This is a genomic window from Caulobacter sp. Root487D2Y, from assembly GCF_001427165.1.
Lineage (GTDB): Bacteria > Pseudomonadota > Alphaproteobacteria > Caulobacterales > Caulobacteraceae > Caulobacter.
Window position 1 is genome coordinate 216,744 of sequence record NZ_LMFD01000013.1, and the last position, 14,796, is coordinate 231,539.

A 14,796-nucleotide genomic window follows, 5' to 3' on the forward strand; every position below is an offset into this window, starting at 1 on the left:
ACGGCATGGCCATCGATCCGCCCGACATTGCCCCCGGGCTGACCGATCCCGGCCTCGCGCCCCTCGCGGGCGGCGAGGCCGGGAGCCGGCGGACGCTGTTTGGCCACCCGCCCGGCCTGACGGCCCTGTTCATGACCCAGATGTGGGCGGAGTTCTCGTACTTCGGCCTGCAGGCCTTGCTGGTCTACTACATGACCCAGCAGCTGCATTTCGATCAGGCCAAGGCGTCGCTGATCTACGGCGCCTATGGCGGCGCGGCTTTCTTCAGCCCCTTCTTCGGCGGGATCATCGCCGACCGCTGGCTGGGGCGGACCAAGAGCGTCATCCTGGGCGCGGTGCTGATGATGTTCGGCCACTTCGCCATGGCGGCCGAGGCTCTGCTGCTGCCGGCCCTGGTGCTGGTGGCCCTGGGCAACGGCCTGTTCCTGCCGCCGCTGGCGGTGCAGGTCGGCGGGCTCTACGGCCCGGACGATCCGCGTCGCGCCGGGGCGTTCAGCGCCTACTACATGGGCATCAACCTCGGCGGCCTGCTGGCGCCGCTGGTGTGCGGTTCGCTGGGCGAGCTGCTGGGCTGGCATTGGGGCTTCGCGGCCGCCGGTGTCGGCATGCTGGTCGGCCTGACGATCTATCTGTCCTGCCGGCGGCTGCTTCCCGTCGATCCCCCAACGACACGGGAGACGACGCGAGAAGCGTCCCGGACGCCGCGCGCGCTCCTGTCGGCCGGCGAGCGCCGCAGTCTCGGCGGTCTGGTCCTGATCATCGGCCTGGTGGTGCTCTTCCGCGTCGCCTACGAGCAGAGCGGCAACGTCATCGCCCTTTGGGTCGCCAACCAGACCGACCGCGGCGTCACCTTGCTGGGCGGTCGGTACGAAGTCCCGGCGACCTGGTTCCAGTCGATCAACCCCCTGCTGATCATCCTGCTGACGCCGGCCCTGATCGGGTTCTGGGCGCGCCGGGCCCAGCGGCGCGGCGCGCCGGACCTGCTGGCCCGGATGAGCTTCGGTTGCGTCATCGCCGCGCTGTCGATGGTCGTCATGGTGGCCGCCGCCGCGGCTCACGCGGCCACCGGGCAGCCGGTCTCGGCCTGGTGGGTGATCGGCTATTTCGTCCTGCTGACCATCGGCGAGCTGCTGGTCATTCCCACCGGCCTGGCTCTGATCGGGGCGCGGTCGCCGGTCCAGGTGGCCTCGATGATGATGGGCGCCTGGTACATCGCCAAGTTCATCGGCAGCGTCCTGGCCGGCGTCATGGGAGCCTATTGGGGCGCCATCCCGGCCACGACCTTTTTCGGCATCGGCGCGGTCGCGGTGATGTCCGCGTCAATTGGCCTGTTCGGGCTAAGCCGGGCCGAACGGCGTGGACGCACAGCACTCCGCGGGTCCGCGAAGCCCTGATGCAGGGCTTGCCAGGCCTTCGCGCGGTTCGTCTCAGAGGTTGAGGAAGTCCGCTTTCCGCCCCGCGCCGGACTGGCGCCAGGCCGTCGCGGACTGGCCGAATTCCTCGGCGAACCAGCGGCTGAACGAGCTCTGGCGGGCGTAGCCGAGCAGGTCGGCGGCGCGGGACAGGGGGAGGGCGGCATTGGCGACGTACCGAACGGCCAGTTCGCGTCGGATGCCGTTGAGCAGGCCCGCGAAGTCCGCGCCCTCGGCGGCGAGCCGGCGCTGCAGCGTGCGTTCGTTGAGCCCGAGATTGGCGGCGACGCGTCCGATGGCGGCCCCGCCGATCGGCAGCATCAGATAGAGGGTCTTCTGGACGTCCTGACTGAGAGGCCGCTCCTCGGTCGCGGGCAGGGAGCGCAGATAGCGTTCGGCCAACAAGGCCAGATTGGGGTCGGCGGACGGATTGGACGCGTCCAGGTCGGCGCGACCGCAGGTCAGGCCGTGAAAGTCGCTGTTGAACTCGCAGATGGGGCCGAAGAGGCGGCGGTGGACGGTGAGGTCGGCGGGAGGCGCATGGGCGAAGTTCGCGCTCAGCGCCCGCCACCGCGGGCCCAGCACGGTGCGGAACATCCGGTACAGAACGCCGATCGCCAGTTCGTAGGACTGTCGCATCGTCCCATGCCCGGTCAGCAGCAGTTCCTCGCGGACGACCACGACGTCGTCATGCTCCTCGACCTCGACCACGAGGGCGGGGTTCACGAGCTGGCGGTAGGCGACAACCGACATCAGGGCGTCGCGCATCGTGGCCTGGTGCGTGATCAGCAGGCTGACGGCGCCGAAGTCCGACAGCCGCCGCGACTCGGCCATTCTCAGCCCGAAGGTCTCGCATCCCGATTCCAGGGCGGAGGCCTCGAGCAGGTCCACCACGCCTTCGGCGACGATGCGCGCGTCCTGGTCGACAAGGACGCGGCGATCGATCCCGAAACGCTTCAGCATCCCGGCGGCGTCGAGGCCGACCTGACCGGCGACCTCGGCGTAGTTCGAGAGCGTGGCGCCCCGCACATGACCCGATCGTTTCATGACGCCTGTCGTGAAATGAAAAGCCGTTGTCGTCAAATGAAAAACGGGTGCGGCGGCCGGCGCTAGTCTCACGTTCAAATAAGGTGGCCCCCAGAAGGCCGCCAAGGGAGAGCGAAGTGAATAAGGCGGTGCGCTTTTACGAGACCGGCGGGCCCGAGGTGATGCGCCTCGAGGATGTCGAGGTGGGCGACCCCGGTCCCGGCGAAGTGCGCATTCGCCACGTCGCCGTCGGCCTGAACTTCGCCGACACCTATTTCCGTTCGGGTCTCTATCCGGCGCCGCTTCCCGCGGGCCTGGGCGTCGAGGCGTCTGGCGTCATCGAGGCGGTGGGCGAGGGTGTGGCGAGCGTCGAGGTCGGCGATCGTGTGGCCTATACCGGAAGCCCGCTGGGCGCCTATTCGACCGCGCGGGTGATGCCGGCCGGTTCGCTGGTGAAACTGCCGGACTCGATCGCCTTCGAAACGGCCGCGGGCATGATGATGCGCGGCCTGACCTCATCCTATCTGATGCGCCGGATCTGGCCGTTGAAGGCGGGCGACACCATCCTGCTCCACGCCGCGGCCGGCGGCGTCGGCCTGATCGTCTCGCAATGGGCCAAGCTGCTGGGGCTGACGGTGATCGGCACGGTCTCGAGCGAGGCCAAGGCGGAACTGGCCCGCGCCCATGGTTGCGACCACATCGTGTTCTACGGCCGCGAGGACGTGGGCGAACGCGTTCGCGCCCTGACCGGCGGGGTCGGCGTCGACGTCGTGCTCGACAGCGTGGGCAAGGACACCTTCGCCGGCTCGCTGCGCGCCGTCCGTCGTCGCGGCCTGGTCGTCAACTTCGGAACGGCCTCGGGGTCGGTTCCGCCGTTCGACCTGCTGCAACTGGCGATGCACGGCTCGGCCTATGTCACCCGGCCGGCGCTGGCCGATTACATCGCCGACCCGGCCGAGCGGGCCGAACTGGCCGGCGAACTGTTCGGCCATGTCGCCGAGGGGCGCATCCGCATCGAGATCAACCAGCACTACGCCCTGGCCGACGTCCAGCGCGCCCATCGCGATCTCGAGGGCCGCAGGACCACCGGCTCGTCGATCTTCGTGCTCTGACCCAGGGGATCCGCGCCATGACGACCACCGCCGCCGCTCCCGCCGTCACCGGCTCCATCAAGGTCAGCAAGCTGACCTGCGCGATCGGCGCCGAGCTTTCGAACGTCAGCCTCGCGGACGCGGCCCATGACGACGGGCTCTTCGCCCAGATCAAGGCGCTGCTGCTGGAGCACAAGGTGCTCTTCTTCCGCGACCAGGACATCAGCCGCGCCGATCACGCGGCCTTCGCCCGGCGTTTCGGGGCGCTTGAGGATCATCCGGCCGTCGGCAGCGACCCGGACCATCCCGGCCTCCTGCGGATCTACAAGGATCTGGACAGCCCGCCGGAGCACTACGAGAACTCTTGGCATTGCGACGCGACCTGGCGCGAGGCGCCGCCGATGGGCGCCGTCCTGCGCTGTGTCGAGACGCCCGAGGTCGGCGGCGACACCATCTGGGTCAACATGGCCAAGGTCTATGAAGACCTGCCGCAGGCCATCAAGGACCAGATCGCTTCGCTGCGGGCCAGCCACTCCATCCAGTGCAGCTTCGGCGCGGCGATGCCCGAGGAGAAGCGCCTGGCGTTGAAGGCGCGGTTCCCCGACGCCGAGCACCCCGTCGTCCGCACCCACCCCGAAACGGGCGAGAAGGTGCTGTTCGTCAACAGCTTCACCACCCACTTCGTCAATTTCCATACGCCGCGGAACGTCCGCTACGGCCAGGACTTCACGCCCGGCGCCGCCAACCTGCTGAACTACCTGATCGGTCGCGCGGCGATCCCCGAGTATCAGGTTCGCTGGTCCTGGACGCCCAACAGCGTGGTCATCTGGGACAACCGCGCGACCCAGCACTACGCCGTCCAGGACTACTGGCCGGCCGTCCGCAAGATGGAGCGCGCCAGCATCGTCGGCGACCGCCCCTTCTAATCACGCCCTTCGCACGCTTTACCGACGCCCCCCCGGCGCCGCAGGAGAGACTGATGAACTTCCTCGACGACTCGCTGTTCCCCGAGAACCAGGAAGACCTGGTCATCACGGCGGCCCCCTATGGACCCGAGTGGCAGGTGTCGGACTTCCCCGAGGATCTGCCGCTCACCATGGACGAGCACGTCCAGACGGCCGTCGATTGCTACAACGCCGGCGCCTCGGTGCTGCACCTTCACGTGCGCGAACTGGACGGCTCGGGCTCCAAGCGCTTGTCGATGTTCAACGAGTTCCTGGGGCGGCTGCGCGAGGCGGTGCCGGACATGGTCCTGCAGGTCGGCGGTTCGATCTCGTTCGCGCCGGAGTCCGAGGGCGAGACGGCCAAGTGGCTGTCGGACGACACCCGCCACATGCTGGCCGAACTAACGCCCCGGCCCGACCAGGTGACGGTCGCGGTCAACACCAGCCAGTTCAACGTCCTCGAGATGATGGAGCCCGACGACCTCAAGACCACCTCTCTCGCGGAACCGGCCCTCTACGAGGCCTATCGCGAGATGATCGTGCCCGCCGGTCCGGGCTGGGTCGAGGAGCACGTCAAGCGGCTGTCGGCCAACGGCATCCAGTCGCACTTCCAGCTGGCCCACGTCGCCCAGCTGGACACCCTCGAGCGCATGATGCGGCGGGGCAAGTTCTTCGGACCGCTGATCCTGACCTGGGTCGGCATCGGCGGCGGCTTCGACGCCGCCAATCCCTATACGCTGATGAACTTCATCCGGGCGGTCCCCGACGGCGCGGTGCTGACGATCGAGTCGTCCATGCGCCACACCCTGCCGCTCAACATGATGGCCATCGCCATGGGCCTGCACGTTCGCTGCGGCAACGAGGACAATCTCTGGAAGCAGGACTGGAAGAGCAAGATGACCTCGGTCGAGCAGGTCGAGCAACTGGTCCGCATCAGCCGCGAATTCGGCCGCGAGATCGCCACCGGCAAGGAAGCCAAGCGCATCTACCGGATCGGCGAATTCTACCAGTCGACCGACGAGACCCTGGCCAAGAACGGCTTCGCCCCGAACCGCCAGCCCGGCCAGAAGGGGTTCCTGCATCACGCCTGATCGCCCGGCCTCATCCCGTTCCCGTCATTCGCCGCGCCCGAGCGGCGCGAAGCGAGGGAGTTCTTAGTGCAGTCGACCGTCCTGTTCGTACCCGGCCTGCGCGATCATGTCGCCGACCACTGGCAGACCCTGCTGGCGGCGGAGATCCCGGGTTCGCGCACCGTGCCGCCTCTGGAGGCGGACCGGCTGAGCCGCGCGGCCCGCGTCGAGAGGCTCGACCAGGCGATCGCCGCCATCGACGGGCCGGTGATCCTGGTCGCCCATAGCGCGGGCTGCCTGATGGTCGCCCACTGGGCGCAAAGCCACGGCCGGCCGATCAAGGGGGCGCTGCTGGCCACGCCGGCGGACGTCGAGACGCCGCTGCCGCCCGGCTATCCCACGCCCGAGCAGCTTCGCGACGGCGGGTGGTTGCCGACGCCGCGCCGGCCGCTGCCCTTCCGGAGCATCCTCGCCGCCAGCGCCAACGACCCCCTCGCCGACTTCGACCGAATGGTTCGGCTGGCGAGCGACTGGGGGAGCCAACTGGTCCCTCTCGGCGACGTGGGGCATCTGAACCCGGTGTCGGGTTTTGGGCCATGGTCCAGGGGCCGCCACTTCATCGACATCCTGGACGCACCGGTCGCGGCGCCGGCGACCTCGGTCGGCGGCTGACCATGGCCAGCGATCTCCAGACCGACGCCCAGGAGGCCCACGGGCTCTTCGAGTCGCTTCACGGAATGGAGGGACTGCCCGCGCAAGCGTCGGCCGCGCGATCGCGCGGCCGCATGGCGGCGCAGCTCAACGCCGTCTATCCGGGCCTGCTGGCGGCCGGGACGATCGGGCTGGCGGCCACCTGGCTGTCGCAGCACTACGGCGCGCCGGTGATGCTGTTCGCGCTGCTGATCGGCATGGCCTTCCACTTCCTGCACGAGGACGGCCGCTGCGTCGCGGGCATCGAGTTCACCTCGAAGGCGGTGCTGCGGGTGGGCGTGGCGCTGCTGGGCGCCAAGATCACCCTGGGCCAGATCCTGGGCCTGGGCCTGATGCCGATCGCCACGGTCATGGCCGGCGTCGTCACCACGATCGGCCTGGGCTTCCTGGCCGCGCGCCTGTTCGGGCAGAGCCGGGCGTTCGGCGTGCTGTCGGGCGGGGCCGTGGCGATCTGCGGGGCCTCGGCCGCTCTGGCCATCGCCTCGGTGCTGCCCCGGCGGGAAAACAGCGAGCGCGACACCATCCTGACGGTGGTGACGGTCACGGCGCTCTCGACCGTGGCCATGATCACCTATCCGCTGCTGGTCGCCGCCGTCGGCCTGGACCACACCCGCGCCGGCGTCTTCCTGGGCGGGACGATCCATGACGTGGCCCAGGTGGTGGGCGCGGGCTACACCGTCTCGTCCAAGACCGGCGACGTGGCGACCTATGTCAAGCTGCTGCGGGTGGCCCTGCTGATGCCGGTGGTCCTGGGCCTGATGCTGGCGCTGCGCGGCCGTCGCGCCGAGGGCGAGCCTAGGGCCCGCCTACAGCCGCCGCTGTTCCTGCTGGGCTTCGCCGCGCTTGTCGTCGTCGGCAGCCTTGGCCTGCTGCCGCCGGTCGCCACCGAGGCCGCCTCGACGGCTTCGCGCTGGTGCCTGGTGGGCGCGGTCGCCGCGCTCGGCATGAAGACGTCGTTCGGCGCCCTGGTGAAGGTAGGCTGGCGCCCCGTCCTCCTGATCGTCACCGAGACCGTCTGGATCGCGGGACTGGTGCTCGTAGCCACGCTGGTGTGGCGATGAAAGGTTCTGTTCCGACCATGACCGTTTCGCCCGCCGACGCCGATGCGAGGATCGGGGGCCGCACCTGGCTGGTGTTCGCGGTCTCGTTCGGCCTGCTGCTCTCTGACTACATGTCGCGCCAGGTGCTGGCGGCGGTGTTCCCGCTGCTGAAGGCCGACTGGGGGCTCTCCGACGCCAAGCTCGGCGCGCTCGGCGGCGTCGTGGCCCTGATGGTGGGTTTGCTCACCGTGCCGCTGTCGCTGCTGGCCGATCGGATCGGCCGGGCGCGCAGCGTGGCGATCATGGCGTTCACCTGGAGCCTGGCGACCCTGGCCTGCGGCCTCTGCGCCAACTACGGCCAGCTTCTGGCCGCGCGGCTGGTGTTGGGCGTCGGCGAGGCCGCCTACGGCAGCGTCGGCCTGGCGGTCGTGTTCACCTACTTCCCGGCTCGCCTGCGGGGAACGATCACCAGCGCCTTCATGGCGGGCGGCGTGTTCGGCTCGTTCGCCGGCCTGACGCTCGGCGGCCTTGTCACGGCCCACATCGGCTGGCGAGGCGCGTTCCACGTGATGGCGGCGTTCGGCCTCCTGCTGACCTTCGCCTATGTCCTGATCGTCCGGGACGACCGGCGCAGGGGCGGGGAGGGCGTCGCCCGATCGATGGCCGGCCTGGGGCCGCGCGCGATCGCCGCGGGCCTGTTCGGCTCGAAAAGCCTGGTGCTGACCTATGTCGCCAGCGGCCTGCAGCTGTTCGTGATGGGCGCCGCGATCGCCTGGACGCCCAGCCTGCTCAACCGCTCCTACGGCCTGTCGCCCGCCAAGGCGGCGGTGGCCGCCGCCGTCCTGCTGCTGTCGTGCGGCGTGGGCATGGTGGCGTGCGGCATGCTCAACGACAGGCTTTGCGCCAAGCGCCCGGCGCTGAGGTCGCGGCTCGCCGTCGCCTTCTGCCTGATCACCTTCGTGTTCCTGCAGGCGGCGTTCCTGTTGCCCGCGGGACCGCTGCAGATCGCCTGCGCCTTCCTGGGCCTGTTCTGCGCCGCCGGGACCACGGGCCCCGCCGGCGCCGCGGTCGCCGAGGCCGCCCCGCTGGCGCTGCACGGCACGGCCCTGGCCGTGCTGACCCTCGCCAACAACCTGATCGGGCTCGCCCCCGGTCCCGCGCTGACCGGCGCCCTGGCCGACGTGCTGGGGCTCCAGGCCGCGCTCCAGATCGCCACCTTCGCCGCCCTGTTCTCCGCCGGATTTTTCTGGCTGAGCGGCAGGGGAGGACGTCGAAATCCATAAAAATTCATAAGAGGCCGATGTCGGCCCGTCGGGGAGGAACCACTATGAAACACCGTACTATCTTGTGCTGGGGCGCATCCTGGATCGCGCTCGCCGCCTGCGCGGCGCCCGCCGCCGCGCTTGCCGATGACCAGACTCAGAACGCCGGGACGGTCGAGGAGGTCGTCGTCACCGCGCAGAAGCGGGCCGAGAACATCCAGGACGTGCCGCTGTCGATCATGGCGGTCTCGGCCAAGGCCATGGAGGCCAAGGGCGTCGAGGACGCGACCGATCTTGAACGGACCGTCCCCAACCTGCGCCTCGACGCGATCGCCCAGGCGTCCGGCATCGCCATCCGCATCCGCGGTTTCGGCGCCCAGTCCAACGCGGCGATCGATCCCAGCGTCGCGCCCTATGTCGACGGCGTCTTCATTCCGCGGCCCGGGGCCGTCCTGTCGACCTTCCTCGACGTCGAGACCGTCGAGGTCCTGCGCGGGCCCCAGGGCACGCTGTTCGGCCGCAACGCCACCGTCGGCGCGCTGTCGGTCAAGACCTACGCGCCCCAGTTCGGCGGGATGTCCGGACGGATCGGCGCCCAGATCGGCAGCTATGGCGAACACCAGGTCGACGGCATGATCAACGTGCCCGCCGGCGAAAATTTCGCGCTCCGTTTCGCTGGCCTGGCCAACGAGACCGACGGCTTCGTCAAGAACAAGCTGGACGGCAAGACCTACGGGGCCAAGGACACGGTCGAGGGCCGCCTGTCGGCGAAGTGGCAGCCGACCGACGCCTTCACCTGGATCGGCCGGGCCGACTACGCCCATACCTCGGGTGACGGCGTGGCCATCAACCAGGTCGACATCTCGACCGCCACCCCCGCTCAGCTGGCCGCCTACACCGCCCGCACCAACGGCAACCCGACCACGCTGAGCGATCCGCCCAGCTTCACGGCCAACCAGCTCTACAAGAACCTGAACCTCGCCGACATCCAGTGGGGCGCCAGCAGCGACATCACCTGGGAGTTCGCCGGCGGCTACACCCTGCGCCTGATCGACGCCTATCGCGACTGGCAGAACCAGCAGAGCGACGGCGACGTGGTCTTCACGACCCTCGACCTGCTGAGCCGCGACGCCCGCTTCGACAGCAAGAGCCAGAGCCACGAGCTTCAGCTGATCTCCCCGAAGGGCGCCTTGATGGACGGACGGCTCGATTTCGTCGCCGGCCTCTACTACTTCGACGAGGACTACAAGATCGACGAGGTCTTCCACGTCGGCAGGCAGTTCTGCACCTTCGCCGCGCCGGTGGCTTTGCGGGCGTTGTGCGAAACCTTCCCCAAGACCGCCGCGACGGTGGGCGCCTTCACGCAGGACGCCAAGAGCACGGCGGCCTACGCCCAGGCCACCTTCGCCTTCACCGATACGCTCGACCTGATCCTCGGCGGTCGTGAAACCTGGGACAAGAAGTCGGGGACCTTCGTCCAGACGATCAAGAACCCGCTGCTGGCCTCGACCCTGCGGGCGCCCGAAAGCGCGGCCCTGACGTTCGACGACAGCCAGCCGAACTGGCGCGCCAGCCTGTCGTGGCGGCCCATGCCGGACGTGACCGCCTTCATCACCTACGCGACCGGCTACAAGTCGGGCGGACTGAACTCGGCCGGCGGAACGGTCGCGCTGGGCGCTCGCCGCCTGTTCGACTCCGAGACCTCCACGGACTGGGAAGTCGGCGCCAAGTCGGTGTTGCTCGACCGTCGCCTGCTGCTGAACGTCACCGCCTACCGGACCGACCTGGACGACTTCCAGGAGCGTTCATTCGACGGCACCAGCTTCATCGTCCGCAACGCCGGTTCGATCCGCGCCCAGGGCGTCGAGCTGGAAGGCCAGGCCAAGCCGACCGCCAATTTCTCGGTCGATTTCGGCATGGCCTACCTGGACTCCAAGTTCACGGCGAACCACTTCGCGCCGGGCCTGCCGGCCTGTACCGGCGCGGCCACCTCCTGTCCGCTGACCCAGGACCTCACCGGCAAGCGGCCCACCTACTCCCCGGAGTGGACGGGCAATCTCGGCGCCGAGTACGTCACGCCCCAGTTCGCGGACGGCTTCACCGTCGCGATCCGCGGCGACGCCAGCTACAGCTCCAGCTACGCCTCGACGAACGACCTGAGCCCGCAGGGCATGATCGATGCGGTCACGCTCTACGGCGGTCGGGTCACGTTGACGAGCCCGGACCGCAGCTGGCAGGTCGCGCTCTACGGCGAGAACCTGACCAACGAGAAGGTCTTCCGCACCAAGTTCCCGCAGGTGCTGGATGCCGCCTTCGGCACGCGCGACCCGGCCACGGGCCACACCCTGTACCGCGGCTTCATGGGCACGCCCCGGACCTACGGCGTGCGGATCAGCAAGACCTTCTAGGCTTCGACGGCGGCGGGTTCGACCTCGGGTCGGGCCCGCCAACCGCGATCGGCCCCAAAAGACGGGTGACGAATTCGCGAGGACTCGAGCCTGGCTCGAGAGCGGGATGGCTTGGGCGCGCTTGCTGGGCTAACACCCTGACATGGCACGAACCAAGCAAAGCCCTGAGTTTGAGATCGAGGTCGGCGGAGAGCCTTTTGTCTGGCGCCTTCATCGCCAACCCGGGTGGTCCAGCGACGCTCCGGTGCGGCACGGCATGGCGATCGCCGTGCGCCACATGGAGGGCCAGCGCGAAGCGGTGGTGGAGTTCCCGCCGGGCCCGCAGCCCCGGTACGGCGCGCCGCAACTGAAGCCCTCGCAGATTGCCACGGAACTGGTGGCCAGAGCCATCGCGTCCGCCATCGCGGCTGGATGGGATCCGCTGTCCCGGGGCAAGACCGTCGCCATCGTCGTGGACGCAACCGGCGCCTGACGCGGGCCTCGCCTTGCGCCGCCCGCTTCGCCCGTCGGGGAGGGCAAGGGCCGCGCCTGAATCCAGGCCCTGGTGCGGGCGGCCGGGGTCGAACCGGCAAGGGATTGCTCCCGACGGATTTTAAGTCCGTTGCGTCTACCAGTTTCGCCACGCCCGCGCTGGTCCTGCCCGTATAGGATGGGGGGAGAGCCTCGCCAAGGCCCTGTGCGGACAGGCGCCTGTGTGTGCGGCGCCGGCGCGAAACTGGACCTTTGCGGCTCGACGTGCGGTCGGTGCGTGATAGCTTCGCCGTTCTCGATCGCCTGGGGACTGGGCGACGACTGGGGGTCGTGATCATGCAGCGCAAACTGGCCGCTCTGGCTTTCCTGGCGGCGGCCTGCGCCGGGCCGTTCGCTTCCCATGGGGCTCAGGCGGCCGAGGTCGAGGTCGTGCGCGCCGCGCGGCTGCTCGACGTGGCCACGGGCAAGTATGTCGACAATCCGCAGGTGGTGGTGACCGACGGTCGGATCACCGCGGTGGGCAAGGCGGGCGACGCGGTTCCGGCCGGCGCGAGTGTGATCGAGCTGCCGGGCGCGACCCTGCTGCCGGGCCTGATCGACATGCACGTGCATCTGGACAGCGTCGCCGAGATCGGCGGCTACACCGGCCTGCAATACAGCGACGCCTTCTGGAGCGTGGTCCAGACCCGCAACGCCAAGGTCACCCTGGAAGCCGGCTTCACCACCGTGCGCAATGTCGGCTCGGCCGAGTTCGACGACGTGGGTCTGCGCGAGGCGGTCGACGGGGGCTACGTGCCCGGCCCGCGGATCGTCAGCGCCACCTACGCGATCGGCGCGACGGGCGGCCACTGCGACTCGACGTTCTTCCCCCCGTCGATGGAGCAGAAGAGCCCCTACAACGTCGACAGCCCCGACGAGGGCCGCAAGCGGGTGCGCGAGCTGAAGAAGTACGGCGCCCAGGTGATCAAGATCTGCGCGACCGGCGGGGTGTTCTCGCACGGCGACGAGCCGGGCCAGCAGCAACTGACCCTGGCCGAGATGACCGCCATCGTCGACGAGGCCCACATGGCCGGCCTGAAGGTCGCCGCCCACGCCCATGGCGCGGCGGGCATCAAGGACGCCATCCGCGCCGGCGTCGACACCATCGAACACGCCAGCCTGGTCGACGACGAAGGGATCAAGCTGGCCGTCCAGCGGGGCGCCTACTTCTCGATGGACATCTACAACACCGACTACACCCAGGCCGAGGGCGCCAAGAACGGCGTGCTGGAGGACAACCTGCGCAAGGACCGCGACATCGGCGAGCTGCAGCGCGAGAACTTCCGCAAGGCGCTGAAGGCCGGGGTGAAGATGATTTACGGCACCGACGCCGGGGTCTATCCGCACGGAACCAACGCCAGGCAGTTCGCGGTGATGGTCCGCTACGGCGCCACCCCGCTGCAGGCGATTCAGGCCGCGACGGTCACCGCCGCCCAGGCCCTGGGCCAGGAGAAGGACGTCGGCCAGGTGGCCGTGGGCCGCTATGGCGACCTGATCGCGGTGGCCGGCGACCCCCTGAGCGACGTCACGACGCTGGAAAAGCCGGTGTTCGTGATGAAGGGCGGGGCGGTGGTGAAGCAGCCCTGAGGGGTCTCGCCTCTCGCCAAATGGAGCGCCAGCGCCTAAATGCTCGCGCTCCATAACGCCCGAGCCCGCCCGTGATCACCTTCCAAGACGTCTCCAAGACCTATGCCGGCGCCGGCGACCGCGCCGCGCTGACGGGAGTCAGCCTGTCGGTCGCGCCCGGCGAGGTGTTCGGGGTGATCGGCGCGTCGGGGGCGGGCAAGTCGACGCTGATCCGGCTGATCAACGGCCTGGAGAAGCCTTCGGGCGGCAAGGTCGTGGTCGACGGCGACGACGTGGCGGCCCTGGGCGTCGAGGGGCTTCGGTCCCTGCGCCGCCGGGTCGGGATGATCTTCCAGCACTTCAACCTGCTGTCGTCCAAGACCGTGGCCGGCAACGTCGCCTTCCCGCTGAAGCTGGCGGGGCGCCCCGAGGCCGAGGTCAAGGCGCGCACCGCCGAGCTGCTGGCGCGGGTGGGACTGAGCGATTTCGCGGGCAAGTATCCGGCCCAGCTGTCGGGCGGCCAGAAGCAGCGGGTCGGCATCGCCCGGGCCCTGGCCACCGGCCCAAAGGTGCTGCTGTGCGACGAGGCGACCAGCGCGCTGGATCCCGAGACCACCGAGCAGATCCTGGAGCTGGTCTCCAACCTCAACCGCGAACTGGGCCTGACCATCGTGCTGATCACGCACGAGATGGACGTGGTGCGCCGCGTCTGCGATCGGGTGGCGGTGCTGGAGGGCGGCAAGGTCGTCGAAACCGGCGCGGTCGAGGAGGTGTTCCTGCACCCGGCCAGCGCCACGGCCCGGCGGTTCGTGATGGAGGCCGACGGGGTCCCCGGCGAGGCCGGCGCGGTGGTCGGCGGCCGCGTGGTGCGCCTGACCTTCCGCGGCGAGGCGACCTACAAGCCGATCCTGGGCGCGGTGGCCCGCGAGACCGGCGTCGACTACTCGATCCTGGGCGGCCGCATCCATCGCCTGCGCGAGACGCCCTACGGCCAGCTGACCCTGTCGCTGACGGGCGGCGACGTCGAGGCGGCGATCGCCCGGTTCCAGGCCGACGGCGTCCGGGTCGATCTGATCACGGAGGCCGGCCGATGAACGCCTTCATGGACAACATCGACTGGTCCGAGATCGGCCAGGCGACGCTGGACACCCTGTCGATGCTGGGCGGCTCGATGGCGCTGACCGTGGTGCTGGGCCTGCCGCTGGGCGTGATCCTGTTCCTGACGGGACCGGGACAGATGCTGCGGAACCGGCTCGCCAACGGCGTGCTGTCGCTGGTGATCAACATCCTGCGCTCGGTGCCGTTCGTGATCCTGCTGATCGTAATGATCCCGCTGACCGTGGCCCTGGTTGGAACCTCACTGGGCGTGGCCGGGGCGATCCCGCCGCTGGTGGTCGGCGCGGCGCCGTTCTTCGCCCGCCTGGTGGAAACAGCCCTCCGTGAAGTGGACAAGGGCGTGATCGAGGCCAGCTTCGCCATGGGCGCCCGGCGCCGACAGGTGGTGCTGGGCGCGCTGCTGCCCGAGGCCATGCCGGGCCTGATCGCCGCGGCGACCGTCACGGCCATCGCCCTGGTGTCCTACACCGCCATGGCCGGCGTGGTCGGCGCGGGCGGTCTGGGGGATCTGGCCATCCGCTTCGGCTATCAGCGCTTCCAGACCGACGTGATGGTGGTGACCGTGGTGCTGCTGCTGGTGCTGGTCCAGGCGCTGCAGATGATCGGCGACGCGGTGGTGCGGAAGGTTTCGCACCGCTAG

The 14,796-nt window shown here is 69.4% G+C and carries 13 protein-coding genes and 1 tRNA gene; 12 read left to right on the forward strand and 2 right to left on the reverse strand.

Annotation, left to right across the window (positions count from 1 at the left end; genetic code table 11):
• Positions 1–5: 5 nt before the first annotated feature.
• Positions 6–1,394 (forward strand): peptide MFS transporter, encoded by a 1,389-nt coding sequence (locus tag ASD38_RS19965; RefSeq protein ID WP_056462817.1) that lies wholly within the window; start codon positions 6–8, stop codon positions 1,392–1,394.
• A gap of 33 nt (positions 1,395–1,427) precedes the next feature.
• Here the strand turns inward: ASD38_RS19965 and ASD38_RS19970 are convergent, their stop codons facing one another.
• The gene (locus tag ASD38_RS19970) at positions 1,428–2,441 is read right to left on the reverse strand and encodes an AraC family transcriptional regulator (RefSeq protein ID WP_056462820.1); all 1,014 of its coding nucleotides are present in this window, start codon (positions 2,439–2,441) and stop codon (positions 1,428–1,430) included.
• A gap of 134 nt (positions 2,442–2,575) precedes the next feature.
• On the opposite strand from ASD38_RS19970, the gene ASD38_RS19975 reads away from it, so the two are divergent.
• From ASD38_RS19975 to ASD38_RS20010, 8 genes are all read left to right on the forward strand, one after another.
• Entirely contained in the window at positions 2,576–3,550 is a 975-nt protein-coding gene (locus tag ASD38_RS19975) for a quinone oxidoreductase family protein (RefSeq protein ID WP_056442655.1), read from the forward strand.
• Positions 3,551–3,567: 17 nt separating this feature from the next.
• Positions 3,568–4,455: a TauD/TfdA dioxygenase family protein gene (locus tag ASD38_RS19980; protein ID WP_056462823.1), complete on the forward strand. Its 888-nt coding sequence runs from the start codon at positions 3,568–3,570 to the stop codon at positions 4,453–4,455.
• A gap of 53 nt (positions 4,456–4,508) precedes the next feature.
• On the forward strand, positions 4,509–5,564 hold the full coding sequence (locus ASD38_RS19985; RefSeq protein ID WP_056462825.1) for a 3-keto-5-aminohexanoate cleavage protein: 1,056 nt from the start codon (positions 4,509–4,511) through the stop codon (positions 5,562–5,564).
• A 66-nt stretch (positions 5,565–5,630) separates the two neighbouring features.
• Positions 5,631–6,215, forward strand: coding sequence for an RBBP9/YdeN family alpha/beta hydrolase (locus tag ASD38_RS19990; RefSeq protein ID WP_056462827.1), 585 nt, complete (start codon positions 5,631–5,633; stop codon positions 6,213–6,215).
• A 2-nt stretch (positions 6,216–6,217) separates the two neighbouring features.
• A complete protein-coding gene (locus ASD38_RS19995) occupies positions 6,218–7,315 on the forward strand; it encodes a YeiH family protein (protein ID WP_082560825.1) in 1,098 nt (365 codons plus the stop codon).
• Positions 7,316–7,332: 17 nt separating this feature from the next.
• Positions 7,333–8,577 (forward strand): MFS transporter, encoded by a 1,245-nt coding sequence (locus ASD38_RS20000; protein WP_056462830.1) that lies wholly within the window; start codon positions 7,333–7,335, stop codon positions 8,575–8,577.
• Positions 8,578–8,621: 44 nt separating this feature from the next.
• Positions 8,622–10,964: a TonB-dependent receptor gene (locus ASD38_RS20005; protein WP_162252151.1), complete on the forward strand. Its 2,343-nt coding sequence runs from the start codon at positions 8,622–8,624 to the stop codon at positions 10,962–10,964.
• Positions 10,965–11,220: 256 nt separating this feature from the next.
• On the forward strand, positions 11,221–11,436 hold the full coding sequence (locus tag ASD38_RS20010) for a hypothetical protein (RefSeq protein WP_235523907.1): 216 nt from the start codon (positions 11,221–11,223) through the stop codon (positions 11,434–11,436).
• A gap of 70 nt (positions 11,437–11,506) precedes the next feature.
• Here the strand turns inward: ASD38_RS20010 and ASD38_RS20015 are convergent.
• Positions 11,507–11,593 (reverse strand) — tRNA-Leu (locus ASD38_RS20015).
• Between the two features lie 178 nt (positions 11,594–11,771).
• On the opposite strand from ASD38_RS20015, the gene ASD38_RS20020 reads away from it, so the two are divergent.
• The 3 genes from ASD38_RS20020 to ASD38_RS20030 all read left to right on the forward strand — a co-directional run bounded on the left by ASD38_RS20020 (position 11,772) and on the right by ASD38_RS20030 (position 14,796).
• Positions 11,772–13,061, forward strand: a complete 1,290-nt coding sequence (locus tag ASD38_RS20020) for a Xaa-Pro dipeptidase (protein ID WP_056462935.1) — start codon at positions 11,772–11,774, stop codon at positions 13,059–13,061.
• A gap of 71 nt (positions 13,062–13,132) precedes the next feature.
• On the forward strand, positions 13,133–14,134 hold the full coding sequence (locus ASD38_RS20025; protein WP_056442635.1) for a methionine ABC transporter ATP-binding protein: 1,002 nt from the start codon (positions 13,133–13,135) through the stop codon (positions 14,132–14,134).
• Positions 14,131–14,796 carry a methionine ABC transporter permease gene (locus tag ASD38_RS20030; protein WP_056442634.1) on the forward strand — a complete coding sequence of 222 codons (666 nt, stop codon included), beginning with the start codon at positions 14,131–14,133 and terminating at the stop codon, positions 14,794–14,796. Before ASD38_RS20025 ends, ASD38_RS20030 begins: the two co-directional genes overlap by 4 nt.

Coding starts and splice junctions, on each gene's coding strand:
- ASD38_RS19995 (WP_082560825.1), top strand. CDS start 6,218: ATGGCCAGCGATCTCCAGACCGACGCCCAGGAGGCCCACGGGCTCTTC.
- ASD38_RS19980 (WP_056462823.1), top strand. CDS start 3,568: ATGACGACCACCGCCGCCGCTCCCGCCGTCACCGGCTCCATCAAGGTC.
- ASD38_RS20020 (WP_056462935.1), top strand. CDS start 11,772: ATGCAGCGCAAACTGGCCGCTCTGGCTTTCCTGGCGGCGGCCTGCGCC.
- ASD38_RS20010 (WP_235523907.1), top strand. CDS start 11,221: ATGGCGATCGCCGTGCGCCACATGGAGGGCCAGCGCGAAGCGGTGGTG.
- ASD38_RS19965 (WP_056462817.1), top strand. CDS start 6: ATGGCCATCGATCCGCCCGACATTGCCCCCGGGCTGACCGATCCCGGC.
- ASD38_RS20000 (WP_056462830.1), top strand. CDS start 7,333: ATGACCGTTTCGCCCGCCGACGCCGATGCGAGGATCGGGGGCCGCACC.
- ASD38_RS19985 (WP_056462825.1), top strand. CDS start 4,509: ATGAACTTCCTCGACGACTCGCTGTTCCCCGAGAACCAGGAAGACCTG.
- ASD38_RS20005 (WP_162252151.1), top strand. CDS start 8,622: ATGAAACACCGTACTATCTTGTGCTGGGGCGCATCCTGGATCGCGCTC.
- ASD38_RS20030 (WP_056442634.1), top strand. CDS start 14,131: ATGAACGCCTTCATGGACAACATCGACTGGTCCGAGATCGGCCAGGCG.